Below are 26,135 nucleotides of genomic sequence, written 5' to 3' on the forward strand. Positions count from 1 at the left end.
TACGTCCAGGAAGGCTCAGCCGTACGAGGCGGGAAGGAGCAGGCCCGCCAGGCAGGAGAGCGCGTTCGCGATGGCGGGTCTGGGCGCTGGGCGGGCTCGGCGCGGTGCTGCTGGGCGTGCTACTCGAGCTCATCCTGTCTCCGGGACTCGCGGGCACGAGAAAGGCCGCATGGTCATGCCGCACTGACCGCGTTACGTGACATCGCGGTAGCCCACTGTGTGGGAGGGTGCTGGGTGGACGCCCTGAAGGCGGGGGAAACTGTGAGGTCAGCGGCCGACGATTTGGGAGAGCGCGGCGAGGGCGGCGCCTCGTGCTCCGGCCATGTCGAGGTCTCGCACGAGCGCCACAGTGGCCACGCGCCGCTGCTCCTCGCGGAGCAGCGTGTGCTCGCGGACCGTTTCCAGGAACCACTCCCGGAAGTGCGGCGCCGCCTCGACCACGCCGCCGCCCAGGAAGTACGCGCTGGGGTCGGTGAAGTTGGCCGCGATCGTGAACAGCCGGCCGATCGCCATCGCCTGCTGCTCGAAGACCTTGAGCGCGAGGGGGTCGCCGTTCTCGCCGTAGCCGCGCAGCAGCTTCGCGGCCTTACCGACGGACTCGGCCCGGGCCAGCTCGTGATCGGGGAAGCGGGTCAGCCAGTAGGGCAGCAGGTTCTTCTCGATGCCCGTCAGGGAGGCGACGCTCTCGGCGTCGCCGATGAAGCCGCAGTTGCACTCGGGCAGCGGCTGCCCCTCCTCCAGGAGGCCGTGCAGCGGGATGTGGACGTGGCCGAGCTCGCCCGCCATCCCGGCCGCGCCCTTGACCACCTGCCCGGCTTCGATCACGCCACCGCCGAGCCCGGTGCCGACGATCGCGGACACGGAGGAGTGCTGCCAGGAGTCCGGGCCGAAGTGCACGTGGTGGGCGTAGAGCGCGGCGGCGTTGCCGTCGTTGTTGTAGATCACCGGCAGTTCCAGCCGGGCCTCCAGCGCGCCCCGGAAGTCGAAGCCGTACCAGCCGGGATCGACGAAGTTCGTGGCGCCCTTCGAGGAGATCACGCCGTCCGCGCTCGCGGGACCGGGTGTGTCCAGCCCCACGGCGCGCACCTGGGACAGCGGCGTGCCGGTCAGTTCCAGCACGTTGCCGAGCGCGTGGACGAGCCGCTCGACGGCCACCTCGGGGCCCTCCTTCACCAGGCTGGGGGTCTCTACCAGCCGGTCCACCAGGAACCGCCCCGACGCGTCGAGGACAGTCGTGTTGTTGCTGGTGCCGCCGTTGTCCAGGCCGACGACGACCCAGGACCCTTCATATGCCATGGGGGAGTTCCTTTGTGTCCGCGCGTGTCAGAGCGAAGACTACGAGATGATGGCTCCCAAGGCACACGCCGGCAGTCTCGGTCAGCGCTCCCAGGGCGGCGCCTCGCCCATCTTGGCGTAGTACTTCGCCAGGTGGGACTTGACCCGCTCGATGTCCTCCTTGGGCAGGTCGACGCCGCCACGTGCGCCCTGCATGACGGCCCCGGCGGCCATCACCGCGCGGGGGACGGCCTTCAGCTTGCCGCCGATCACGTCGGCGATCAGCAGCTTGTAGCTCCCGAACTTGTCCGGCCGGTCCCCGTCGTACCAGACGTGCGCGTCGCGGTACTTGGCGTTGGGGCCGTCCTCCGCGCCCGCCCAGTCGCGCACCCTCTTCTCGGCGGCGTCGCCGTCCCAGTCGTGCTCCCGATCGGCGAGCGGGAAATCGTGGAACTTGGTCACGGTCATCGGTCTCACACCTCCAGGCGACGTCCCTACCCGCCCGCTCGGATTCATTCTTTACTCCCCGTCGGCGTCTTATGGGCGATTTGCCATAGTTTGGGCGGGTATGGACCTGCGAACCGGTGCAGCCAACCGATCTTCGAAGGGAGAGCCCCATGGCCCAAGCCCGCCAGGTTCCGGAGGTGATGCGGGAGGGCGACGTCATCGACCTCCTCCTGCACCAGCACGCCATGATCAGGGACCTGTTCGACGAGGTGGAGCGCGCGGCCCCGGAGCGGCGGCGTGAACCGTTCCGGAGGCTGGTGCGCCTCCTGGCCGTCCACGAGACGGCCGAAGAGGAATTCGTCCACCCGTACGCCCGCCGCAAGTTCGAGGGCGGCGGCGCGGTCGTCGCCGACCGGCTGAAGGAGGAGAACGAGGCCAAGCGGCTGCTCTCCTGGCTGGAGCGCAAGGGCCCCATGGACCCGGAGTTCCCGGGCATCCTCGACCTGCTCCGCGTGGCGGTGCTGTCGCACGCCCGTGCCGAGGAGCGTTACGAATTCACCCAGCTGCGGGCGCACACGACCTCGGCGGAGCGCAGGGCGATGGCCGTGGCCGTGAGGGCGGCCCAGGCGCTCGGGCCGACCCACCCTCATCCCGGCGTGGAGTCGGCGACCAGGAACCTGCTGCTCGGGCCGCCGGTCGCCGTCCTCGACCGCGCCCGCGACATCATCCGCAACACCCTGGGCGCCATAGGCAGGGGCGGCGGCTGACAGGACATCCATGTCGTACGGCTCGCGCCTTCCGTCCAGATGGGAGGCGCGAGCCGTACGAGCTCTAGCCCGCCGGGGATCAGTGCCGCCGGAGACTCGGGAGGGGATGCACGCCCTCCGTCTCCAGCCGGTACTCCTCGCCGGCCTTGGCCCGGTTCTCGTCGATGACGCGCTCGCTGGGCGCCCGCTCGTCGTCGTGGATCTGCTCCTGCCAGCGCTGGAACCGCTCGTGCGCCTCCTGCACGTACCCCGTCCCCAGGGTCGTGTAGTCGACCTGGGTGGCGATCAGCTCCCGCAGATACTCCTTGTTGGGCTCGAACCTCACGGGGGCCGGGAACCGCGGCGGGAGGATCTCCTTCGGGTCGCGGCCGTCGTGGCGCCGCATGAGCTCGGCGGCGATGCGCAGGTGCTCCAGCTCCATGTTGAGGTGTAGTTCCCAGATCGACCGCACCCTCCGGTCCGACTCGGTCTCCAGGAACGAGTAGTACATGTAGCACTCGTTGTACTCGTGGTTCACGAGCTGCTCCCACCACGTCTCGCCCGGGTCCACCAGCGACTCGTAGTGCGTGACGTGCTCCTCCTCGATGAGGCCGATCTCCTGGTAGAGCTGGCGTGCGATCGGCTCCATGTACTCCGGGCCGACGTTCATGTAGAAGTTCATCGTCTGCTGCTCGGTCGACATGATCGTCAGCGCGTGCAGCTTGGACAGCGGCGCGGTCGTGTTCTTGTCGTACGGCTCGCGCAGGTTGTCGATCGGATGCCGGTGCTGCAGCATCGTCGGCCGTCCCGGCATCACCTCGGTGAGCTGGTCGACGACCTTCTCGGCGCGGCGGTGCTCGATCAGCTCGAACAGGTTCGCGTACCGGTAGAGGTGGTCGAAGTCCTCGAGCACGCCGAACTGGTAGGCCTGCTTCAAATACGGATCGGGCTCCATCCGGGCCACCCAGGCTGTGAGGTCCACCGCCACCTGCTCGTAGGCGATCGTGGTCTCCAGCACCGACGCGAGCCCCGGCAGCAGCCAGTTGACGACCTTCTGCTGCTGGGCCTCGATGTAACGCGTCTCGGCGAGCTGCTGCCTGACCTCAGGGATCGTGCAGTGCCGTGCGAAGTGGTGACTGAACAGGATCGCCTCGACCTCGATGCCGTTCATCGTGATGATCCGGCACCTCGTGTACGGATCGGCATGGTCGGGATCGATCGGCATCACGTCGAGCTCGCGCCAGTTGCGCACCTGCCGGTCCAGTGGGATCCCGCGTTCCTCCAACGGGTTGAAGGTCATCGTCCGGCTCCTTCCCGCGGTTGGGCTGGAACCGTCCACGTACCCAGCCGCCGGGGGAGACAATCTCCACCGCCATGGTCATCGCCGCAGGCCAGGGCCACTCTTGCCGCTTCAGTCGCACGCCTCCACCGTCGCGTCAACCGGTCAGGGGCAGGTGACGCAGGTCCACTCCACGCGGGCCTCCGCGGCGTTGCCGCCCGGCGTGCCGGCCACCCAGTGCGTCACCTGCGGGCTCTCCCGGCTGTCCTGCGTCACCCAGGTGGCCCCGGTGCCGGCGCCGTCGCGGTAGAGCCGGGCCACCCCGGCGCTGTCGACCGTCACCTTCCACGTCGCCAGGGCTCCCGCGCCGTTGAGGGAGTGGACCCTCTCCCAGGCGGTCGCGCCCTTCTTGATCGTCCAGACTCCGTTGCGCTGGATCGCCAGCATGAGCCGCCTGGCGCCGTTGGCGACCTTGGTGCCGAGGCTGACGCCGTGCCCGGTGACCGGGTTCAGGGCGCTGTCGTCGTCGACCCGCCCCCGGAACTCCAATGTGAAGTCGCCGCTCCTCGATATGTCGAGGGCGATGGTCGCTTGGGCGGCCTTCCCGGTGGCGCTCCTGAGACGGAGGCGGCCCCCGGACAGCTCGGCCACGCCGCCGCCCGGGTCGGGCCTCCAGTCGCCCCAGGCGTCCCACGTGGTGGCGGCGACGGTTTCGGCGACCTCCAGGGAGTCCAGCAGGGCCTCGGCCGGTCGGCCGGGGGTTCCCGAGGCCCAGACCGACACCTCGGGGGCGTCGGGAGCGGCGGCGACGACCCAGCGCGCACCCGTGTCGGCCGAGTCGGCGAACAGCGCCGCGTTCCCCCTGGCGTCGACGGTGACCCGCCACAGATGGGCGGCCGTCGTGTCCAGTGTGGCGGCGTGGACACGGCTCCACTCCGTCCCGCCCTCGATCATCGAGTGGACGCCGTCGGGCTGGACGGCCAGCATGAGCCGCCGCGCCCCCGTGGACACCTTCAGCGCCAGGCCCGCCCCCGCCCCCGTCCTCCGGTCGAGCGTCGAAGGCGACGTGACATGCCCCTTCAGCGTCGCGACGAACGCCCCGGACGGTCCGTACGGCCGGCCGGCGCCGGGAGTCCCACTACCGGCGCCGTCTCTCGATCCCGCACTGGCGAGCCGGAGCCGCCCCGACGACGTGATCTCCGCCGTCCCGGTGAGGTTCCACGGGCCGCCCCAGCCGGCGCCGACCCCGGTGAACCCGGCCGACACGTCGAGTCTCGCCACCTTGATCTCGATCTGGTTGTGCTCCCAGACCACGAAGAACTTCCCCGGCTCGTATTCGTCGGCGCTCGCGTAGACGTCCCAGCCCCGGCCCGCGCCCGCCGTCTGCCGGGCGCAGTCGGCGAACAGCCGCCCCGGCCCCCACGGGTCGCCCGGCCGCTTCACCTTGTAGTGCAGCACCTCGCGGTATTGGTCCGGCTTGTCCGCGCCTGACCCGCTGAACGGCCCGGCGAGCGTGTTGTAGATCGTCAGATACCGGCCTGCGGAGTCCCTGGTGAGGAAGGCCTTGACGTAGTAATTCGGCAGGTCCGGGTCGAGTTCCAGGGGCGACCAGGTGAGGCCGCCGTCGGCGCTGGTCGCCGTGGCGGCGTAGGTCGCGTGCGTCCGGTAGTAGGCGTCCTTCTGCTCGGGCGACGTCCCGCCTCTCAGGTCGAGCGTCCGGGTCACCATCAGCAGCGTGCCGGGGTCGTCGTGGGAGACCACGACCTGCGGCTCCTCGATCGCGATGTCCCGCGGGTTCCCGGCCAGGCCACCGGACGTCCAGGTGGCCAGGTCCGCCGAGCGCAGCACGCCCGCCCGCGTCGCCGTTCCCACCCTCCGCCAGTACGGCACAAGCCAGTGACCGCCGTGCCGCAGCGGCTTCCCGGCGACGACCACGCCCCTGCCGTTGTCGGGCACGTCGACGGCGATGGGGAAGTCGGCCCAGGTGAGGCCGCCGTCGGTGCTCCGCTTGGCCACCATCCGCACCGGGAAGCCGTCGACGCCGCCGCCCGGCTCCCGGTCCTCGCTGATCGTGATCCGGCCCAGGAGGGCGTACAGTGTGCCGCCGTCACGGAGAAAGATCACGTAGTGGTAGCGGTGCGTCGCGGTGGCCGCCGCCAGCGTGCCGGTCGTCCACGTCCGGCCGCCGTCGCCGGACCGCGCGAACATGATCGATCCCTGGTCGGTGGGGGTGGGGTCGAGCGGGTCGGCCACACCCGCTCGCCAGCCGGCGACCAGACGCAGAGGGTCGAGCGCCACGATGTCGGGCACCCGGTTGCCCTCATGCCGCAGCTCGCCCCTGGCGTCCCTGTCGGCCGTGCCGTACACGGTGACGGGGTCGCCGACGCCCGTCCCGAAGGCGTCGGCGTCGGGCCAGGATTTGGCGCGGGCGCCGTCCGTGGTCGGGCTCATGCGTCACAGCGAACAGGACCGGCATATAGCGGCGCAAGCCGCACAACCGACATTAAAACGATATGTACGAAGATCACGCAAATCCGCTCGTCAAGACCCTTCGACCGGTTCATAGTGGACGCGGAACTGATATTTCATGCTTAGGCGCTCTTTGGGTGGCGGTCATGGTTGTTGTCGGCACGTGGAACCTCGAGAACCTGTACCGCCCGGGCGGCGAGTACGGCCCGCGCGACATGGCGGCCTACGAGGCGAAGCTGAAGGCGCTGAGTGGCACGATCGCCCAGGTCGGGCCGGACGTCCTCGGCGTCGAGGAGGTGGGGGACCCCGCCGCCCTCGATGACCTGGTCGCGCTCCTCGACGGCGAGTGGCACGTCGCCCTCTCCGGACACCCCGACGCGCGCGGCATCCGCGTCGGCGTCGTCAGCAGGCTCCCGCTGACCGTGCTCCACGATGTGAGCGCCTTCTCCCCGCCGCTCGCCGCGATCCAGGCGGACGACACGGGAGCCACGTCCGCGCAGACCAGCCGGGGCGTGCTCGCCGTACGGGCCGAGCCGGCCCCCGGCGCGGCCCTGGACGTGGTGGTCTGCCACCTCAAGTCCAAGCTGCTGAGCTTCCCCGGCAAGCGGTTCCAGCCGCGCGACGAGGGGGAGCGGGCCCGGTTCGGCGCCTACGCGCTCTACCGGCGCAGCGCCGAGGCCGTCACCGTCCGCGGCCTGGCTGACCGGTTGCTGGACGGGCACGGCCGGACCAGGAACGTCGTCGTGCTCGGCGACCTCAACGATGAGCCGCAGGCCGCCACCACGCAGATCCTCCTCGGGCCGCCCGGCTCGGAGATCGGCACGGTGGGAGAGCGCCGCCCCGACAGCGGCGACGGGTCGCGGCTGTGGAACCTGGCGCCGCTGATCCCGGAGGCGGAGCGGTACTCCCGCGTCTACCACGACCGCAGGGAGCTGATCGACCACATCCTGGTCAGCCGCGCGCTGCTCGACCGGGTCGAGTCGGTCCGCTCGGTCGTCGCCCACGGGCTGCCGTCCGTGGGCGACCAGCCCACGGCGCGCCGGGACGCGGCCGACTCCGACCACGCCCCGGTTGTCGCCACACTGTCGCTGTAGGCATGGGGCCCGTCAGGCGATCGTCTGCCACCAGCCGTCGACCGGCGGCGGGTCGTCGACGCTGAACCGCTCGCCGGGGCGCGGCACCACCAGGTGGACGTCGCGCGCCTTGGCCTCCCGCCACAGCCGGTCCACCGGCTCGCCCCAGGCGTGGAGCGCCAGGTTGAACGTCCCCCAGTGCACGGGCAGCAGCAGGCGGGCGCGGACATCGAGGTGGGCGAGGATCGCCTCCTCCGGCGTCATGTGGATGTCCGGCCAGCCGGGGCTGTAGGCGCCGATCTGGATCAGGGCGAGGTCGAACGGTCCGTGCGCCTCACCGATGGCGGCGTAGCCGTCGAAGTAGCCGGAGTCGCCGGTGTAGAAGACCCGCCGGCGCTCGCCCGCGATCACCCAGGAGGTCCACAGGGTGGGGTTGCGGACGAAGAGGCGGCCCGAGAAGTGGTGCGCCGCCGTCGCGACGAAGCGCAGCCCGGCGATAGACGCCTCCTCCTCCCAGTCCAGCTCGACGATCCGGGACGCGGGCACCCGCCACCGCTCCAGATGGGCGCCGACCCCCAGCGGCACCAGGAACGGCGCCGACTGCGTGCGGACAAGGGTGCGAACGGTCGCCATGTCGAGGTGGTCGTAGTGGTCGTGCGAGATCACGATCGCGTCGACCTCGGGCAGTTCGTGCAGCGCCACCGGCGGGGGGTGCAGGCGGCGCGGGCCGACCAGCGAGGACGGCGAGCAGCGCTCGCTCCACACCGGGTCGAACAGCACGCGGCGGCCCTCGATCTCCACCAGCGCCGACGAGTGGCCGTACCAGACGACGTCGAGGTCGCTGCCGGCGGCGTTATTGGGGGCGTTATTGGGGGTGGGAGTCACCAGCGGCACCGGCAGGCGCGGTGTGCGCCTCTGCCGCCCGAACAGGAACTCGCGGGCCATCCTGCCGGCCGTCCCCGGAGGCAGCACCGGGCTCGGCGTCGCGTTCTGGAACGCCGATCCGCGGAACTGCCGCGACCGCCGCACCCGGCGGGCCCGCTCGCCCGACGGCCGCGCGCCGAGGGCGGCCGGAACGTCGCGCACCGCCCATCCGACCGCCGCGAGCGCCAGCGCGCCCGCGGCGAACCGCCACATCCGAGCGTCAGCCATGCCGACCTGCCATGAAACGCCCCCTCCTTGCCGGGAATCCTCTGATCAGCCTAGGCCGTGTTGGGCGCTCAGAGTTCGAGCCACTGCTGCATGCGGCTGATCAGGTCCTCCGCGTCGACGGGCTTGGTGACGTAGTCGCTGGCCCCGGCCGACAGCGTCTTCTCCCGGTCCCCGTGCATGGCCTTGGCCGTGACCGCGATGATGGGCAGATTCGCGAAGCGCGGCATCTTGCGGATGGCGGCGGTCGCGGCGTATCCGTCCATCTCCGGCATCATGATGTCCATCAGGACAAGATCCACATCGTCGTTCCGGCTCAGCACCTCGATGCCCTTGCGGCCGTTCTCGGCGTAGAGGACCTGCATGCCGTGCAGTTCCAGGATGTTGGTGAGCGCGAAGACGTTGCGGACGTCGTCGTCGATCACCAGCACCTTGCGGCCGGTCAGCCCGGTGTCCACCTGGGCGGTCGCTCGCGGCCGCTCGTCGGGGCTGGCCTGGACGAGCGGAAGCACGGCGCCCGGCCCCTCGGCCGACAGGTGCAGGGTGATGCGCTCCCGGAGCTCGTCGAGGCTGGGCAGCCGCTCCAGGGGCTGGGTGCTCGCGCGGCCCTGGAGCAGGTTCTCCTGGGGCCGGGTCAGCGTGCGGGAGTGGTGGGCCAGCACGGGCAGCTCGCGGAGGGCCGGGTTGTCGTCCAGCCTGCTCAGGAAGTCGGCGGCCGCGTTGTGCGGCATGCCGAGATCCAGCACGATGCAGTGGTAGTCGTCACCGACCAGCGCCTCCAGCGCGGCGTCCGGGCTGTTGGCGGTGGACACCCATACCGTGCCGTGCGTCTCGCTGAGGTCGGCGGCCACGTTCTCGGCGAGTTGGGACAGCAGGCCGTTCGGGCGCGACTCCAGGACGAGCAGGCGGCGCCCGTCTCCGGTCACCGCCCTGTCCACGGCTCTCGGCCTCACGGCCGGTACGGCAGGGCTGAGCGAGACCGGCGCCACCCGCGGCGGCTGCTCACCGGAGGCCGGGTCGTAAACCCTGTCGGGGTCGACCGGGGTCACCGGGAGGTGGAGGCTGAAGGTGCTGCCTTCGCCGAAGACGCTGGAGGCACGGATCTCGCCGTTCAGCAGCGTGGCGATCTCACGGCTGATGGACAGGCCGAGACCGGTCCCGCCGTACTTGCGGCTCGTCGTGCCGTCGGCCTGCTGGAAGGCGTCGAAGATCTGCGAGAGGTTCTTCTCGGTGATCCCGATGCCGGTGTCGATCACGTGGAAGGCGATCGCCTCCTGCGCTACCGCACCCTGCGGCAGATCCAGCGCGTCCACGCGCTCGATGCGCAGCTCCACGGAGCCGCGCTCGGTGAACTTCACGGCGTTGGACAGCAGGTTGCGCAGCACCTGCCGCAGCCGCTGCTCGTCCATGAGCAGCGAGGTCGGGACATCGGGCGCGACGGTGACCTCGAAGCGCAGCCCCTTCTCCGTGGTCAGCGGGCGGAACGTCGCCTCCACGTAGTCGAGGAGCTGGCGGATGCTCAGCGGCTCCAGCGTGATGTTCATCTTTCCGGCCTCGATCTTGGACAGGTCGAGGATGTCGTTGATGAGCTGAAGCAGGTCGGTGCCGGCCGAGTGGATGACATTGGCGTACTCGACCTGCTTGGCGGTGAGGTTGCGGGTCGGGTTCTGCGCCAGGAGCTGGGCGAGGATGAGCAGCGAGTTGAGCGGTGTGCGCAGCTCGTGGCTCATGTTGGCGAGGAACTCGCTCTTGTACTTCGAGGCCAGCGCGAGCTGCTGGGCGCGGTCCTCCAGCTCCTGACGGGCCTGCTCGATCTCGCTGTTCTTGGTCTCGATGTCGCGGTTCTGCCGGGCCAGCAGCTCGGCCTTCTCCTCCAGCTCGGCGTTGGAGCGCTGGAGCTCCTCCTGTCCGACCTGGAGCTCGGTGGCCAGCCGCTGCGACTCCGTCAGCAGGGCGTCGGTCCGGGCGTTGGCGACGATGGTGTTGACGTTGACGCCGATCGTCTCCACGAGCTGGTCCAGGAAGTTCTGGTGCACCTGGGTGAACCTGCTGAGGCTGGCCAGCTCGATGACCCCGAGCGCCTGGTCCTCGACCACGATGGGGAGCACGATCAGGCTCACCGGGTCGGCCACCCCGAGGCTGGAGGACACGGTGAGGTAGCCGTTGGGGATGTCCTCGACGAGGATGGTCCGCTTGGCCAGCGCCGCCTGGCCCACCAGTGAGTCGCCGAGGGCGAAGCTGCGGGAGGTGTCGCGGTGGCCGTAGCTGCCGACGACGCGCAGCTCGACCCCGCTGGCGGTCTCCTCGGCCAGCAGGAACGTGCCCTGCTGCGCCGAGACGAGCGGGGCGAGCTCGTTCATGACCAGCTCGGCCACGACGGCCAGGTCCCGGTGGCCCTGCATCAGGCCGGAGATCCGGGCCAGGTTGGACTTCAGCCAGTCCTGCTCCTGGTTGGCCAGGGTGGTCTCACGCAGGGACTTCACCATCGAGTTGATGTTGTCCTTGAGCTCGGCGACCTCTCCCGAGGCGTCCACGGTGATCGACCGGGTCAGGTCGCCCGAGGTCACGGCGCTGGTCACCTCGGCGATCGCGCGAACCTGCCGGGTGAGGTTGCCGGCCAGCTCGTTGACGTTCTCCGTCAGCCGCTTCCAGGTGCCGGAGACGCCCTCTACCTCGGCCTGGCCGCCCAGGCGTCCCTCGCTGCCGACCTCCCGGGCGACCCGGGTCACCTCGGCCGCGAAGCTGGAGAGCTGGTCGACCATGGTGTTGATGGTGGTCTTGAGCTCCAGGATCTCACCGCGCGCGTCGACGTCGATCTTCTTGGTCAGGTCGCCCTGGGCGACCGCCGTGGTGACCTGCGCGATGTTGCGGACCTGGCTCGTCAGGTTGTTCGCCATGGAGTTGACGTTGTCGGTGAGGTCCTTCCAGGTGCCGGCCACGTTGGGCACCCGGGCCTGGCCGCCCAGCTGGCCCTCGGTGCCGACCTCCCGGGCGACTCGGGTGACCTCGTCGGCGAAGGCGGACAGCGTGTCCACCATGGTGTTGATGGTCTGCGCGAGCGCGGCGACCTCGCCCTTGGCCTCGACGGTGATCTTCTGGGACAGGTCGCCCCGGGCGACGGCCGTGGCCACCTGCGCGATCGACCGCACCTGGCTGGTCAGGTTGGAGGCCATCACGTTCACGTTGTCGGTGAGGTCCTTCCAGGTTCCCGACACGCCGCGGACGGTGGCCTGGCCGCCCAGGTTGCCTTCGGTGCCGACCTCCCGGGCGACTCGGGTGACCTCGTCGGCGAAGGCCGAGAGCTGGTCCACCATCGTGTTGATGGTCTCCTTCAGCTCCATGATCTCGCCACGGGCGTCGACCCGGATTTTCTGCGACAGGTCGCCCTTCGCCACGGCGGTGGTCACCTCGGCGATGCTGCGGACCTGCGCGGTGAGGTTGTCGGCCATGACGTTCACCGACTCGGTCAGCGCCTTCCAGGTGCCGGAGACGCCCTTCACGTCGGCCTGGCCGCCGAGGCGTCCCTCGGTGCCGACCTCGCGGGCGACCCGGGTCACCTCGTCGGCGAAGGACGAGAGCTGGTCCACCATGGTGTTGAGAGTGTTCTTCAGCTCCAGGATCTCGCCGCGCGCCGAGACGGTGATCTTCTGGGACAGGTCGCCCCGCGCCACGGCCGTGGCCACCTGAGAGATGTTCCGGACCTGGTCCGTGAGGTTGCCGGCCATGTAGTTCACGGAGTCGGTGAGGTCGCGCCAGGTGCCGGAGACGCCCTTCACGTCGGCCTGGCCTCCCAGCCGCCCGTCGGTGCCGACCTCGCGGGCGACCCGGGTCACCTCGTCGGCGAAGGACGAGAGCTGGTCGACCATGGTGTTGATGGTGTTCTTCAGCTCCAGGATCTCGCCGCGCGCGTCCACGGTGATCTTCTGCGACAGGTCGCCCTGGGCGACCGCCGTGGTCACCTGCGCGATGCTGCGGACCTGGTCGGTGAGGTTGCCGGCCATGAAGTTGACCGAGTCGGTGAGGTCGCGCCAGGTGCCCGCCACGCCGGTCACCTCCGCCTGGCCGCCCAGCCGCCCGTCGGTGCCGACCTCCCGGGCGACTCGGGTCACCTCGTCGGCGAAGGACGACAGCTGGTCCACCATCGTGTTGAGCGTGTTCTTCAGCTCCAGGATCTCGCCCCGGACGTCCACGGTGATCTTCTGCGACAGGTCGCCGGTGGCGACGGCCGTCGCGACCTGGGCGATGTCACGCACCTGGTCGGTGAGGTTGCCGGCCATCGCGTTCACGGAGTCGGTCAAATCCTTCCAGGTGCCCGACACGCCGGGCACGTCGGCCTGGCCGCCGAGCTGGCCCTCCGTGCCCACCTCCCGCGCCACGCGGGTCACCTCCGAGGTGAACAGCGACAACTGGTCCACCATGCCGTTGAAGACGGTGGCGATCTCCTTCAGCAGCCCGTCGCCCTCGTCGGGGAGCCGCGTGCCGAAGTCGCCGTCGCGCACCGCCGTCAGACCGGCCAGGAGCTGGCGGAGGTCGACCTCCTCCACGGCCGTCGAAGAATTCCCACGCTTCACGGTCGTGTCCACGCCATCACCCATATGTTGTTCCGCGCTCCTCGGTCGAGGCCAGGGGCTGGAGCGCGCGACGCGACCCTCTTCACCGGTGGCCGGAAAAATCAATGATCTGATCGGTTCCGTAAGGCAGGCAGCGGTCGGGGTTCAGGGACCATCTGTTGCACTGAAAGACCACGTTAGGCCGACCCGTGGGGCCGGGGAAGTGGTCTGCCGGACGGAGGGACCCTTTCGTCCCGATCCGGCGGCCGAAGTCTACCGTCCGACCGGCTTGTGCTCAGCTCGGCCAGGCTTCGCCGGAGAGCAGGCGGGTGGCCTCCTCGTCGGACAGCCGTTCGAGGTCGGCCACCACCAGCTTCTCCACCGCCGCCGCGAGCCGTTCGACCGTGCGGTGGGTGAAGGCCGTCCGCAGCGGCACGTCGAGCTGGACGTTCCGCCCGATCCTCGCGATGACCCGGGTGGCGAGCAGGGAGTGGCCGCCCAGGTCGAAGAAATCGTCGAGCGCACCGACGCGATCGAGGCCCAGCACCTCGGCCCAGACCGCCGCGACGAGCTCCTCCGCCTCCGTGCGCGGCGCGACGTAGGACGCGGAGCGCCACTCCGGGGCGGGGAGCGCGGCCAGGTCCAGCTTCCCGCCGGGCGTCAGCGGGAGCCGGTCGAGCGGCACGAACGCCGCCGGGATCATGTGCTCGGGCAGCCGCTCGGCCAGGTGTGCCTTCAGGCCGGAGACGGTCCCGGCGTCCGCCGCGACGTAGGCCACCAGCAGCCCGGGGGAGTCGTCCCGGACCACCACCCGCGCCTGGCGTACCGCCGGGTGGGCCGTGATCTGCGCCTCGATCTCACCAGGCTCGATCCGGTACCCCCGGACCTTCACCTGGTCGTCGAGACGGCCGATGAACTCGAGTTGCCCGTCGCGGCGGTGGCGCACCCGGTCGCCCGTGCGGTAGAGCCGCGCTCCGGGAGGGCCGAACGGGTCGGGGACGAACCGCTCAGCCGTCAGCCCCGGACGGCCCAGGTAGCCCCGCGCCAGTCCCGCGCCGCCGAGGTGCAGCTCGCCGGGGACGCCCAGTGGCACCGGGTTGAGCCATCTGTCCAGCACGTGCGCCGTCGTCCCCGGCAGCGGGCGCCCGATCGGCGGACGGCGCGGCCCACGGGTGCCCGTCAGCTCGGCCGCCGTCGCCACGATCGTCGTCTCCGTCGGGCCGTACGTGTTGACCAGCCGCACACCCTCTCCGGCGATCTCGTGCCATCGGGTCACTGCCGCCGGATCCGCCTGCTCCGCCCCGATGATCATCAGTCGGAGCGAGGTCGGCCAGGCCACCGATGCCGCCACCAGCTCGTGCCAGTACGACGTCGGGAGGTCCAGCACCGTGAGGGCGCCGCCGTACGGGCCGGAGAGGAAGTCGGGGAGCGGCTCGCCGGTCATCACCAGCGTCGCCCCGGCGGCGAGACAGGGGTAGATCTCCTCGGCGTGCGTGTCGAAGCTGAGCGACGCGAACTGCAGGACGCGGTCGCCGGGCCGCAGCCCGTAGTGATCGCGCATCCACGCCACGCGGCTCGCCAGCGCGCCGTGCTCCACGGCCACCGCCTTCGGCAGGCCCGTGGACCCCGAGGTGTAAATCACATACGCGAGGTCACCGGGCGCGGGCTCACCGGCCGAGACCGGCCCGCCGGGGCACGGGCTCTCCGAGCACAGGCTTTCCAGACACAGGGCCGGGACGTCGGGCAGCCTCCCGAGGAGCCGTTCCGTGGTGACCACCAGCCCGGCGCCGCTGTCGGAGAGCATGTAGGCCAGGCGCGCGGGCGGATACGCCGGGTCGAGCGGCAGGTAGGCCGCCCCGGCCCGCCAGACGGCCAGCAGAGCGGTCACCGCCTCCGGGCCGCGTTCCAGGCACACGCCGACCAGCGACCCGGGGCCGACGCCCCGAGCGCGCAGCGCCCCCGCCAGCCTGTCGGCCCGTTCGGCCAGCTCCGCATAGGTGACCTGGCCCTCCTCGCCCCAACCGCCCGCACCGGGTTCGCCATGGCTCACGAGCGCGACGCCCTCGTGGCGACTCGGCTCGAACAGCGGAATCCGCGTGCACGGCGGGGCCGCCTGCCGGTCAGGAGGCGCATCCGGCGCCTCATCGGCGGCGACATCCGTGGCCGGAAGCCCGAGGCGCCGGTAGAGGCGCGACAGGCGGATGTCCGAGTCGGCGGCGACCGCCTCCAGCACGTCGATGAAGTGCCCGGCCAGTTGGTCGACGGTCGCGGCGTCGAAGAGGTCGGTGTTGTAGTTGAACGAGGCGCGCGCGGCGCGCTCCCCCGGGTGGATCTCCAGCATCAGGTCGAACTTCGCGCTGGTGTGCCCGGAGTCGAACGGCTCCGCCTCCAGCCCGGCGAGCCGCAGCCCCGTCGAGGGCGGGTAGAGGTTGAACAGCGTCTCGAACAGCGGGTTCCGCCCGAGGTCGCGGTCGACGCCCAGCTCGGCCAGCAGGTGCTCGAACGGGATGTCCTGATGCTCGTAGGCCTCCAGCGCGGTCCGCCTGGTCCGGCCCATCACCTCGCGGAAGCTCGGGTCGCCCGACAGGTCGCCCCGCAGGACCAGCGTGTTGACGAGGAATCCGACCAGGCCCTCCAGCTCCTCCCGATCGCGGCCGGAGACCGGCGACCCCACACAGACGTCGTCCTGGCCCGAGTAGCGGGCGAGGAGCACCTGGAAGGCCGCCAGCAGCGTCATGTACGGCGTGCAGCGCTCCTCGCGGGCCAGCCGTACGACGCCGTCCCAGAGCCGCTCCGGGATCGGCCGGTCGGCGAACGCGCCGTTGGTCGTCTTGACGGGCGGGCGGGGATGGTCGAGGGGGAGGTCGATGGGCGTCGCCCCGGCCAGCCGGTCCTTCCAGTAGGCCAGCTGTTCCGCGATCACCTCGTCCGTCAGCCGGTCGCGCTGCCACACGGCGTAGTCGCCGTACTGGATGGGCGGCCCGTCCACGGGCGTCCCCTCATAGCCCGCCTCCAACTCGTCGAACAGCACGCCGAACGACCACCCGTCGGCCACGATGTGGTGCAGGACGACGCACAGCACGTGGTCGCGGTCGTCCAGCTCCAGCAGGGTCGCCCGCAGCATGGGCCCGGCCGCCAGGTCGAACGGCGCGTTGGTGCGCTCGGCGACGAGCTCGCGGGCCCGCTTGTCCGTCACCGGGCCGGCGCGCTCGATCTCGATCCACTGCTCGGGCGCCACGATTTGCACCGGATGGCCGTCCACGGCCGGGAAACGGGTCCGCAGGATCTCGTGCCTGGCGACGATCCCGTTGAGCGCCCGTTCCAGCGCCCCCGCGTCGAGCCGGCCGCGCAGCCGTTCGACGAGCACCATGTTGTACGCCGGATCGCCGGGGTCGAGCCGGTCGAGGAACCACAGCCGCTCCTGGCCCGGCGACAGCGGGATCTCCATGCCGGCCGGGCGCGGCCCGACGGGCGGATCGTCCGTCACGTGCCGCCGCCCTCCCCGCGCTCTCTGCCTTCGTGGGCCGGCCTGATGGCCTCGACCAGCCCGGCGAGGGTGGGGTTGTCGTAGTAGACGTGCAGCGGCAGGTGGACCTGGAGCCGCCTCCGGACCCGTGAGGCGATCTGGGTGATCGTCAGCGAGTGGCCGCCGAGGTCGAACAGGCTGTCGTCCGGCCCGAAGTCGTCGCGCTTCAGGACCTCCCGCCAGATCGCGGTGACCAGCTCCCTCAGCTCGTCCGGCGTCTCCTTCTCCCTGTACGGGTCCTCCCCGTACGGCCGGCCGGAGGAGGGCGGCGGCTTGGGGAGCGACCTGCGGTCGAGCTTGCCGTTCGGGGTCAGCGGCAGCCGGTCGAGAGCCACGAACGCGGCCGGGATCATGATCGGCGGCAGCCACTTCGCCAGGTGCTCGCGCAGGTCGGGGGCGGCCTCCGGGCTGACGTAGGCGACGAGGCGGTCTCCGTCGAGCACGGTCACCGCCGCCTGCGACACGCGGGGATGGGCCATCAGCCGGGCCTCGATCTCACCCGGCTCGATCCGGTGGCCGCGGATCTTGACCTGATCGTCCATCCGGCCGAGGAACTCGACGGTCCCGTCCGGAAGCCACCGCGCGCGGTCTCCCGTCCTGTAGAGCCGCGCCCCGCTCTCCGGGTCGCGGACGAACCGCTCCGCCGTCAGCTCGGGACGGCCGCGGTAGCCACGCGCGAGGCCGCCGCCGCCGATGTGCAGCTCGCCCGGCAGGCCGGCCGGCACCGGCTGGAGCCGCTCGTCGAGCACCCGGATCTCGGTGTTGGCGATCGGCCGCCCGATCGAGACGTGCGCGGGCTCCTCCGGGACCTCCCAGATCGTGGACCAGATGGTGGTCTCCGTGGGACCGTAGACGTTCCACAGCCGTCCGGTCCTGGCCCGCAGCTCCCGCGCGAGAGGCAGCGGCAGCGCCTCCCCGCCGGTCAGGGCGTGTACGGCACGCTCGTCGAACCCGGCGTCCAGCAGCATCCGCCATCCCGACGGGGTCGCCTGGACGTGGGTGACCGGGTGGGCGCGGATCAGCCGGAGCAGCTCCTGGGGATCCCTGGCGTCCTCGGCCACGACCACCCGGCCGCCTGTGATCAGCGGCAGCAGGATCTCGAGGTTCGCGATGTCGAACGACACAGAGGTGTGCGCCAGCCAGGTCGTCCCACCGGCGGTGTGGGGGCCGATGCCGAGTTCGTCGCGCATGGCGAGCAGCAGGTTGACGAGCGCGGGGCCGGTCACCTCCACGCCCTTGGGGCGGCCGGTCGACCCCGAGGTGTAGATGACGTAGGCCAGGCCGTCCCGGTCGGACGGCTCGGCGGGCCGCTGGGCGTCCTCCAGGATGAACGCCTGCCGGTCGGCGGGGTGCTCGGGGTCGATCGGCAGGTAGGCCGCGCCCGCCGCGAGCGCGGCCAGCATGGTCACCACCATCTCCACCGATCGCCGCGACCTGATGGGCACCAGCGTGCCCGGCGTGATGCCCCCGGCCGCCGAGGTCACGGCGGCGGCCAGTTCGCGGTAGGTGAGCCGTTCGGCGCCGAACACCAGCGCCTCCGCGTCGGGCGTGGCGGCCGCCTGCGCCGCGAAAAGGGAGGCAACGGTCGCGTCGCCGTAATTGACGGCCTTCCCGCACACCGCCCGCCGTTCGGCCTCGCCGAGCAGCGGAAGCTCCGCGAGAGGAGTGTCCGGGTGCGCCGTCGCCGCTTCGAGGAGGGTGAGCCAGTGTCTCCGGACTCGTTCGACGCTGTCCCGATCCAGCGAGCCGGTGCCGTACTGCAGGATGACCCCGAGGTCGTCCGGGCCCTCGACGAGGTGGATCCGCAGCGCGTTCCGGGCGGTGTGGTTGAAGATGACCCAGTCGACCGAGGCCGAGACGCCGGCGAACTCGGGGGCCGGTTCGCGCCTGCGGTAGGTCAGCGTGACGGGGGCGAGCCCCACCGCGGGCCGCAGGCCGCCGACGACGCGCGCGAGCGGGACCGCGCGGTAGGGGTACATGGCGCGCAGGTCGCGGCGCAGCTCCCGGGCGAACGAGCGGAAGGTCGTCTCCGCCGCCGGCCGGGTGCCGATCGGGACCTCGTTGACGTGGACGCCGATGCGGTCGCGCGCCGAGGCGTTCCGCGTGCCGAGGTCGACGGCGATGACCGGGCCGGCGTTGCCGTACCGGAAGAGGAGGGCGTGCAGCGAGCCCAGCAGCAGCTCGAAGCGGCTGACCTCCATGTCCTCCGCCGCGACGGCGATCCGTTTGCGCAGCTCGGACGGCAGGGAGAACTCCACCGATCCGCCCTCGTCCACCTGCGGGACCGGGCCGGACAACCCGGGGAGGAGCACGTCGGGCGGCTGGGCGAAGGCGTTCCGAGCCCAGAACTCGCGCGCCTCGGCCACCGGAAGCGGGGTCTCCTCCTCTGGCGGGAGCGCCGGAAGGGCGCGGCCGGAGTAGAGCGCCGCCAGGTCGCGGACGTAGATGTCGGTCGACTGGCCGTCGAACGCCAGGTGGTGCACCACGACGAGCAGCACGTGGCGGCGCGGCCCCAGCCGGAACAGGGTCCACCGGCCGAGCGGCCCGCGCCGCAGGTCGAAGGGCCGGAGGATCTCCCTGTCCAGGGCGGCGGCCAGCTTACCCGCGTCCTCGTCGATCTCGACGATCGCGGGCATGGGCGGCACTTCTCGCGCCGGGACGAGGTGCGGCGTGCCGTCTCGCTCCGCCACGGCCGACACGAGCACCGGATGCCGCTCCGCCACGGCCCGGCAGGCGTCCGTCAGCGCCTCGGCGTCGAGGTCGCCGTCGAACGAGACGGAGAAGGGCATGTGGTAGACCGCGCCCGTGCCGCCGAGCTGCTCGTTGAACCAGATCCCGTTCTGCGCGGGGGACAGCGGCGTGGGTTCGAGGGATATGGGGACGGGTGTGGACTCAGGCGTCATCGATGTGCTCCAGCCGGGCCAGGAGGTTCTCGGCGAGGCGCTCGACCTCCGGCCGGTCGTAGGCGTGCCGGTTGTAGACCAGCCACCCGGACAGCGAGCCGTCCGGTCCCTCGCTGACCGCGAGCTCCGGCACGCTGAGATCGGCCTCGCCGGGCGGCAGCGCCCAGTCGAACATCAGCTCGCGGGGAAGCTCGAAGGGGCCCGACTCCAGGCCGGGGAAGTGGGCGGGGCCGCCCCAGCTCTCGAAGCGGAACCAGGCCGGGTGCGGGATCAGGCGGCTGAACTCCTCGTAGGGATAGAACTGGTGCTCGGCCGCGTCGAGCACGGCCGCACGCACCCGTCGCAGCAGCTCGCCGTACGGCGGGCGCCCGCTCGCGTCGACCCGCAGCAGCAGCGACTGGACGAGGCAGCCCACCAGGACCTCGTCCTCGGGCCGGACGCGCCCGGGAACGGGTGAGAGGAACACGAGATCGTCCGAGCCGGTCCACTCGCGAAGCACCTCCGCCCAGGCCGCGAGGAGCGCCATCGACACCGACGCGCCGTCCCGGCGGGCCCGTGCGGCCAGCCGTACCGGCAGGCCGGCCGGGAGGCGCACGGGGATCGACGTGCCGGTGAAGCGGTCCGCCGGGCGGCGCGGAGCGGTGAGCGCGGGCGGCGCTCCGCCGAGGACCCTGTGCCAGTACGGCCTGGCCTCCGGCCAGCGGGCCGACGCCCGTGCGTAGACGTCCGCGCAGGTCGTCGCCTGAGGCGGAAGCGGCGAGCCCGAGTAGGCCAGCCCCAGCTCGCGGAGCAGCACGGCCATCGACCACCCGTCCGACACGAGGTGATGGACCGCCAAAACCACCACGTGGTCCTCGGTGTGGTCCTCGGTATGGTCCTCGGTCTCGATCGGGGTGGGGCCGAGATGCACGACCACCAGCCGGGTCAGCGGTCCCGTCGTCACGTCGAAGGGCCGCTCCAGCTCGCGTACGGCCGCCACCTTGGCCTCGGCCTCGTCCCCCGCCCAGAGCTCCACCAGGTCGGGTGGGCACTCCGAAAGCACGACTGGGGGCGTGGGGGAGGCGGGAAAGCCGGGGGAGCCGGGAAAGACCGTGCGCAACGATTCGTGCCGGGCCACGAGCAGGTCCAGCGCCCGGCGCAGCGCGCGCATGTCCAGGGCGTCCCGGACCCTGAGGGCGACGTTCACCGCCGACACCGCCCGGGGCTCCGGCGTCTCGTACATCCACCGCAGGAAGTACGCCTGGAGCGAGCTCAGCGGTGCCGCGCCTCCGGAAGCAGCCGTGGTCCGCGCCTCCTGCCTGGCGTCGCCTTTCCGGGGCGACGACGCCGCCGCGCGCACGCGTAGGGCCTGGCCGGCGAGGACCGGGGCGTCGAAGGCGAGCGACGGCCCCAGCTCGGCGCCGAACACGTCGGATGCCAGCGAGGCGAGCTGGGTGGCCTTCATCGAGTCGCCGCCGAGGGCGAAGAAGTCGTCGTCGGCCGTCACGTCACGGGCGCCGAGCAGGGTGGCCCAGATCTCCGCCAACGTCACCTCGTCCGGCGTCGAGAGGGGGCGTCCCCGCTCGGTGACAGGGTCCGTGAACAAGGCACGCACCTCGCGCTTGACCACCTTGCCGTTGTCGTTGCGGGGAAGCGACTCCACGACGAGCACCCGCGCGGGCACCTCGTGCCGCGCCAGCCTGCCGGTGAGGAAACCGCGCAGCCCGGCCTGGGAGACCGGCTCCCGCGCCACGACCGCGGCGGCGGGCACCATGCCCATGACCGGGTGCGGGACGCCCACGACGGCGGCCTCCGCGACGGCGGGATGTTCGTAGAGCGCGGTCTCCACCTGGAGCGTCGACACCTTCAGGCCGCCCGACTTGATGACGTCGCTCTCCCGGTCGACGAGGAAGAGGTAGCCCTCCTCATCGAGGTGGCCGAGGTCGCCCATCCGGACCCAGCCGTTCCTGAAGACCTCGGCGCCGGCCCGCGGGTCGCCGAAGTAGGAGCGCGGGGCTCCCGGCGAGCGCAGCCACACCTCCCCGGTCTCCCCGGCCGGCAGGCGCCTGCCCTCCTCGTCGGCGATCATGAGCTCTCCGTCGGCCGGCCGGCCGACCGAGGCGGGCCGGTCCAAGTCGACGATCATGGTCGTCTGCGCGGGCACAGCCTCCGTCGACGTGTAGTAGTTGACGATCGTCGCGTTCGGGAAGGCGTCGGCCAGCGCGAGGGCGACCGGCGCGGGGAGGGCGGCCGCCGACGAGCTGAGCAACTGCACGCTCGACAGGTCACGCCGGTCATGGACGCCCGCGTTCAGCAGGTCGATCGCCATCGAGGGCACCACGAAAACCGTGCCCACGCCGTACGCCTCGATCAGGCGGCCGAACAGCTCCGCCTCGAACCGGGGGACGGCGAGCACCGCCGGATGCGCGACGAGCGCGTCCACCAGCATCATCTGAGCCGCGTTGGTCCCGATCGGGAAGGCGTGCAGCAGGTGCTCGGAGTGGGCGTATCTCCGCTGGGGAGGGTCCGGGCGCTGGCCGTACGCCAGGTTGGCATGGCTCGCGGCCACCCCCTTGGGCGTGCCCGTCGTGCCCGACGTGTAGATGATCTGCGCGAGGTCGCCGGGAGCGGGGGCGTCCGGAGTGAGGTTCCCGGGGGAACCGTCCAGGCTTTCGGGCGTGGCGGTCCATCCCGGTGAGGCGGGCGGTGCGGATCCCGGCTCGTGGATGACGCCCGCCGCCGAACAGCGGGTCATGAGGTCGCTCACCTCCGCCGGGGCCAGCCGCGCCGACAACGGCACGGCGACGCCGCCGGCCCTGAGCACCCCGAGGAAGGTGACGGCGTAGCCGATCCAGCTCTCGCCGCCGAACAGGAGCCCGACCCGGTCGCCGCGCCGCAGCCCGCGGGCCGCCAACCCGGCCGCCACCGCGCGCGACCGTGTCTCCCACTCCCCGAAGGTCAGCTCAGCCGGGTCGCCCGTGCGCGGGACGGCGAGCGCGACGCGGTCCGGCTCCACGGAGGCACGGGCCGCCAGCAGAGCGGGCAGCGTGGTGGATGACAGGGACGACGGTTCCGGGTGGGTCACCGCAGGCCTCCTTCCCGCTGGAGGAGGACGGACGCGCTGGGCTCGTATCCCGTTTTCCACAGATGGGCCAGAGTGAGCACCAGGGGCAGCGACCGGTCCGGGGACAGCAGGTCGGCGTGCTTGCGCAGCAGGTGCTGGAGCAACTCCAGCCGCAGCCCGTTGCTCGTGCTGAACGTCATCGACTCGGCGTGGCGGCGGTAGAGCTGGCCCTCGATCGGCAGGATGTCGGAGTCGTAGCCCGCCTTGTGCAGGCGGATGTAGAGGTCCCAGTCCTCGTACGCGGGCAGCGCGGCGTCGTAGCCGCCGACCTCCAGCAGCGCGTCCCTGCGGAACATGCCGGTCGCCCGAGGATGGGTGTTCAGCACCAGGCTGAGCCCCGGCACGTGGCCCACCGGCACGTGGGTGAACTCCAGCAGCCCGAAGTAGCGCAGGTAACCGGCCACATAGCCGAGGTCGGGATGCCGTTCCATGGCCCGTACGGCTGAGCCGATGAAGCCGGAAGGCAGGAGGTCGTCGGCGTCCAGGGGCACGATGTACCGCCCGGCGGCCTTCTCCACCCCGGCGTTCCGGGCGGCCGGCAGGCCCGCGTTGGCCTGCCGTACCTTGGTGACGCCGTGCAGGGAGTCGAACGCGCGGATCGTCTCGGGGTCGGTCGAGCCGTCGTCGACCACGAGGATCTCCACGTCGGGGTGGTCGCTCCGCCGTACCGACTCGACCGCGTCCCGGACGTATCGGCCCTGGTCGTGGAGGGGGATTACCACGGTCACCGGGCAGCCGGGCGCGCGGCGCGCGGGCGCCGCCGCCACCGGCCGCGAGCGGACCGGCACGGCCGCGGCGGCGCGCCTGTCTGGAGTGTGCCGCACCGGATCCACCGAGGGGCGGGCCACGGCGTCGAGGATCGCGCCGGCCAGCCGGTCCGGATCGCCGGGAGGCACGATGCGCACGCCGTCCAGCAGGTCGGCCGCCGTGCTGCCGTGCGCCGCGATGACCGGGTAGCCCAGCGCCGCCGCGAGGGCGGCGGTGCCCGGCGGCTCGGAGGCCGACTCCGGGAGCACGCACGGCGTGCCGGGAACCGGCAGCGTGCCGATGTCCTCCGTCCGGACGGGGCCGCCGTAGACGACCCTGTCCCGCAGTGAGGACGGGAGCATCCGGCGCAGGTGGTCCCAGTAGGAGTGGCCCACCGGGTCGGCCGGCGTGTCGTCGCCGCGCAGCGTGAACCGCAGATCCGGGTCCTTTTCGGCCACCCGTTCGGCGGCCCGCAGGAACGCCTCCACCCCCGACCCCGGGTGGAGGGCGCCGAGCCGCAGCACGGTCCGCTCCTCCGACATCCCCTTGCCGGGCAGGTCGGGAGGCGACGGCCGCCGCAGGGTGACCGGGCGGGACGAGGTGCGGGCCACGGCCACCGACTCGGCGATCACCACATCGGCCCGCGCCCGGCAGTAGCCCTCCGCGAACTCGGCGATCATGCTGTGGTAGGTGACGGGCCGATGCGCTCCCGGACCGGACCTGGCGCCCGCCCCTGTCGCTGAATGCCAGGGGGTGAGCGTCACCGCGATCGTGGCCGACGCGAACTCGCCGAGCAGTCGCCGCGCGCGGAGCACGGTGAGCGCCTCGCCGCCCGTGTGGGAGAACTCGATCACGTCGAACGGGCCGTGCTCGCGCAGGGTGTCGTAGACCCGGTCGGCGTACTCGAGCGGCTCGGTGAAATAGCGGTGGTCCGGGCGCGGTGCGCTCAACCGAAGCCAGGTGAGGGGCGGCCGGAGACGGGAGCTGGGCAGCGCCTCACTGACGAGGCACACCTCGTGCCCCTGGCCCGCCTGGGCGAGCGCGGTGGCGAACACCTGGGCGCCGGTGCCCGTCGCCCGATCGGTGGCGAGGTCGCGGCAGACGTGGGCGATCCGCATCAGGCGCCGTCCCCGCTGCCCGCGCCGTCCCACAGGAAGGCGACGCCCATCGTTTCGCCGCGGCGGTCGTTGACGAGGCGGTACGCCTCTGGCGCGTCCCGCCAGGAGAAGCGATGCGTGATCAGGCCGGAGCAGTCCAGCAGCCCGCGCTCCATCATGCCGAGCACGTAGCGCAGCAGTCGTGGCTCGTCCCAGCCGGGCCGGTCGTGCGTGTCGTGGACCGCCGTGACCGTCAGGCCCTTGGTCATGACCTCGGAGGACAGGCGCTGCGCCCCCGGATGCCCGGTGTCCCCGAGCAGGACCACCGTGCCGTAGCGCCCGGCGAGGGCGAGCGCGCTCCTGAAGACCTCGGCGTTGCCGGTGGCGTCGACGACGGCGCACGGCTCGACCGCGCCCCGCTCGGGAAAGACCAGGCGGACGTCCGCCGTCCCGGCGCCCATCGCGTGTCCCATCACACTGGCTCCGGCCGGTCGCACGTGCTCTCGATCACCACGACCCGGCGCTCGCGGCTCGACGTCTCGATGGCAGTGAGAACCTCCAGCACGTGGTACGCCAGGGCTCCGGTGGCGCGCTGGACACTGGTCGAGAGGGACGCGGCGAGGTCCGCGACGCCCCGGCCGCGTAATCGCTGCTCATCGGGGCCGTCGGGCGGAGTGACCGGTGCGAGCAGGCGCCATCCCTCGCTGTCCCAGCGCTTGAGCAGGACGTCCCCGTCGAAGCCGCTCGGGTCGGGCAGGGACAGCGTGCCCTGCGTGCCGTAGATCTCGATGGAGGGCAGATGGGCGTCCCAGACGTCGAAGCTCATCATCGCGGTGCCGACCGCTCCGGAGCCGAACCGGAGCACCGCCGACGCGTGGGTGGCCACCTCGACGTCGATCGTGTCCACCAGGCGGCCCGGAGTCGTGACCTGGCGCCGGCGCGAGCCGATCGTCGTGGCCCCGGTCACCTCCATGACCGGGCCGAGACACGTGACGAGCCAGCTCAGGTAGTACGGACCCATGTCCAGCACCGGCCCGCCTCCGGGCTTGAACAGGAACGTCGGATCGGGATGCCAGCTCTCCGCCCTGTTGTGGGTCAGGAAGGCGGTGACTCCGACCGGACGGCCGATCAACCCCTGGTCGATGGCCGAGCGCGCGGTCTGGCAGGCGCTGCCGAGAAACGTGTCGGGAGCCACACCCAGCCGCCGTCCCGTCGCCTCGGCGCGGGCCAGCACCTCGGCGGCGTCCGGAAGCGTGGCGGCCAGCGGCTTCTCGACGTAGACGTGCTTCCCCGCGTCGAGCGCCGCCATCGTCACGGCCGCGTGGACCGAGGGCGGCGTGATGTTCACCGCGATGTCCACCGCCGGGTCGGCCAGGAGTTCCTCGACCGATCCCCAGACGGAGAGCCCCACTTGCTTGGCCGCCCGCTCGGCGCGGGAGCCCTCGATGTCCGCGCACCGCACGACGTGCAGGCCCGAGAACCTCCGCATGCCCTGGATGTAGCGAGGAAACACGTCGCCACACCCGATTACCCCGACCCCCACACGGCGTCCGTCGTCCTCGTCGCCGGTCATTTTCCTCCCGACCGTGCTGCTCAGACCGTGCTTCTCGCCGTCGAGTCCTCCGACCACATCCCGCCCCCTACGTGGAATTATCTCGGGTCATGTGGGAAAAAGTTGGATATCGCGCTGATCAGATGCTAGATATGGCGAGTTTCGGCTGTCAATATCAGCATTGATCGGATCTTTGGGTTCGCCGACCGGCCGCATGGC

General features: G+C 71.6%; 14 protein-coding genes. 2 read left to right on the forward strand and 12 right to left on the reverse strand.

Translation table 11 applies throughout. The annotated features are described in order from the left end of the window. Positions 1-267 precede the first annotated feature (267 nt). Positions 268-1,296, reverse strand: coding sequence for an ROK family protein (locus N5079_RS08300; protein ID WP_261583006.1), 1,029 nt, complete (start codon positions 1,294-1,296; stop codon positions 268-270). 81 nt (positions 1,297-1,377) lie between these two features. Continuing rightward, positions 1,378-1,743 (reverse strand): hypothetical protein, encoded by a 366-nt coding sequence (locus N5079_RS08305; protein WP_261583007.1) that lies wholly within the window; start codon positions 1,741-1,743, stop codon positions 1,378-1,380. Positions 1,744-1,892: 149 nt separating this feature from the next. Between N5079_RS08305 and N5079_RS08310 the strand changes: the two genes are divergently transcribed. Beyond that, positions 1,893-2,489 carry a hemerythrin domain-containing protein gene (locus tag N5079_RS08310; protein ID WP_261583008.1) on the forward strand — a complete coding sequence of 199 codons (597 nt, stop codon included), beginning with the start codon at positions 1,893-1,895 and terminating at the stop codon, positions 2,487-2,489. A 79-nt stretch (positions 2,490-2,568) separates the two neighbouring features. Here the strand turns inward: N5079_RS08310 and N5079_RS08315 are convergent, their stop codons facing one another. Then, positions 2,569-3,768 carry a hypothetical protein gene (locus tag N5079_RS08315; RefSeq protein WP_261583009.1) on the reverse strand — a complete coding sequence of 400 codons (1,200 nt, stop codon included), beginning with the start codon at positions 3,766-3,768 and terminating at the stop codon, positions 2,569-2,571. Between the two features lie 144 nt (positions 3,769-3,912). Then, entirely contained in the window at positions 3,913-6,198 is a 2,286-nt protein-coding gene (locus N5079_RS08320) for a sialidase family protein (RefSeq protein ID WP_261583010.1), read from the reverse strand. 164 nt (positions 6,199-6,362) lie between these two features. Between N5079_RS08320 and N5079_RS08325 the strand changes: the two genes are divergently transcribed. After that, on the forward strand, positions 6,363-7,310 hold the full coding sequence (locus N5079_RS08325; RefSeq protein ID WP_261583011.1) for an endonuclease/exonuclease/phosphatase family protein: 948 nt from the start codon (positions 6,363-6,365) through the stop codon (positions 7,308-7,310). A gap of 12 nt (positions 7,311-7,322) precedes the next feature. On the opposite strand, the gene N5079_RS08330 is transcribed toward N5079_RS08325, so the two are convergent. The 8 genes from N5079_RS08330 to N5079_RS08365 all read right to left on the reverse strand — a co-directional run bounded on the left by N5079_RS08330 (position 7,323) and on the right by N5079_RS08365 (position 25,994). After that, entirely contained in the window at positions 7,323-8,441 is a 1,119-nt protein-coding gene (locus tag N5079_RS08330; RefSeq protein ID WP_261583012.1) for an MBL fold metallo-hydrolase, read from the reverse strand. Between the two features lie 68 nt (positions 8,442-8,509). Further along, positions 8,510-12,937 carry a HAMP domain-containing protein gene (locus N5079_RS08335; protein ID WP_261583210.1) on the reverse strand — a complete coding sequence of 1,476 codons (4,428 nt, stop codon included), beginning with the start codon at positions 12,935-12,937 and terminating at the stop codon, positions 8,510-8,512. A gap of 346 nt (positions 12,938-13,283) precedes the next feature. Further along, the gene (locus N5079_RS08340) at positions 13,284-16,475 is read right to left on the reverse strand and encodes an amino acid adenylation domain-containing protein (protein WP_261583013.1); all 3,192 of its coding nucleotides are present in this window, start codon (positions 16,473-16,475) and stop codon (positions 13,284-13,286) included. Next, positions 16,472-19,417 carry a non-ribosomal peptide synthetase gene (locus N5079_RS08345; RefSeq protein ID WP_261583014.1) on the reverse strand — a complete coding sequence of 982 codons (2,946 nt, stop codon included), beginning with the start codon at positions 19,415-19,417 and terminating at the stop codon, positions 16,472-16,474. Before N5079_RS08345 ends, N5079_RS08340 begins: the two co-directional genes overlap by 4 nt. After that, entirely contained in the window at positions 19,407-22,481 is a 3,075-nt protein-coding gene (locus N5079_RS08350) for an AMP-binding protein (protein WP_261583015.1), read from the reverse strand. The genes N5079_RS08345 and N5079_RS08350 overlap by 11 nt, the downstream gene beginning before the upstream one ends. Further along, positions 22,478-24,385 carry a glycosyltransferase gene (locus N5079_RS08355; RefSeq protein ID WP_261583016.1) on the reverse strand — a complete coding sequence of 636 codons (1,908 nt, stop codon included), beginning with the start codon at positions 24,383-24,385 and terminating at the stop codon, positions 22,478-22,480. Before N5079_RS08355 ends, N5079_RS08350 begins: the two co-directional genes overlap by 4 nt. Beyond that, positions 24,385-24,837, reverse strand: coding sequence for a hypothetical protein (locus tag N5079_RS08360; RefSeq protein WP_261583017.1), 453 nt, complete (start codon positions 24,835-24,837; stop codon positions 24,385-24,387). The genes N5079_RS08355 and N5079_RS08360 overlap by 1 nt, the downstream gene beginning before the upstream one ends. Next, positions 24,837-25,994 carry a Gfo/Idh/MocA family protein gene (locus N5079_RS08365; RefSeq protein WP_261583018.1) on the reverse strand — a complete coding sequence of 386 codons (1,158 nt, stop codon included), beginning with the start codon at positions 25,992-25,994 and terminating at the stop codon, positions 24,837-24,839. Before N5079_RS08365 ends, N5079_RS08360 begins: the two co-directional genes overlap by 1 nt. Positions 25,995-26,135: the final 141 nt, after the last annotated feature.

Origin of the sequence: Planotetraspora sp. A-T 1434, from assembly GCF_025420585.1 — a bacterium.
In the GTDB taxonomy this organism is placed as follows: Bacteria; Actinomycetota; Actinomycetes; order Streptosporangiales; family Streptosporangiaceae; genus JAOEGB01.

Bases quoted from the DNA above. Each gene is read 5' to 3' on its own strand.
- N5079_RS08300 (WP_261583006.1), bottom strand. From the start codon at position 1,296: ATGGCATATGAAGGGTCCTGGGTCGTCGTCGGCCTGGACAACGGCGGC.
- N5079_RS08360 (WP_261583017.1), bottom strand. From the start codon at position 24,837: ATGGGACACGCGATGGGCGCCGGGACGGCGGACGTCCGCCTGGTCTTT.
- N5079_RS08305 (WP_261583007.1), bottom strand. From the start codon at position 1,743: ATGACCGTGACCAAGTTCCACGATTTCCCGCTCGCCGATCGGGAGCAC.
- N5079_RS08315 (WP_261583009.1), bottom strand. From the start codon at position 3,768: ATGACCTTCAACCCGTTGGAGGAACGCGGGATCCCACTGGACCGGCAG.
- N5079_RS08355 (WP_261583016.1), bottom strand. From the start codon at position 24,385: ATGCGGATCGCCCACGTCTGCCGCGACCTCGCCACCGATCGGGCGACG.
- N5079_RS08320 (WP_261583010.1), bottom strand. From the start codon at position 6,198: ATGAGCCCGACCACGGACGGCGCCCGCGCCAAATCCTGGCCCGACGCC.
- N5079_RS08345 (WP_261583014.1), bottom strand. From the start codon at position 19,417: ATGACGCCTGAGTCCACACCCGTCCCCATATCCCTCGAACCCACGCCG.
- N5079_RS08325 (WP_261583011.1), top strand. From the start codon at position 6,363: ATGGTTGTTGTCGGCACGTGGAACCTCGAGAACCTGTACCGCCCGGGC.
- N5079_RS08330 (WP_261583012.1), bottom strand. From the start codon at position 8,441: ATGGCTGACGCTCGGATGTGGCGGTTCGCCGCGGGCGCGCTGGCGCTC.
- N5079_RS08310 (WP_261583008.1), top strand. From the start codon at position 1,893: ATGGCCCAAGCCCGCCAGGTTCCGGAGGTGATGCGGGAGGGCGACGTC.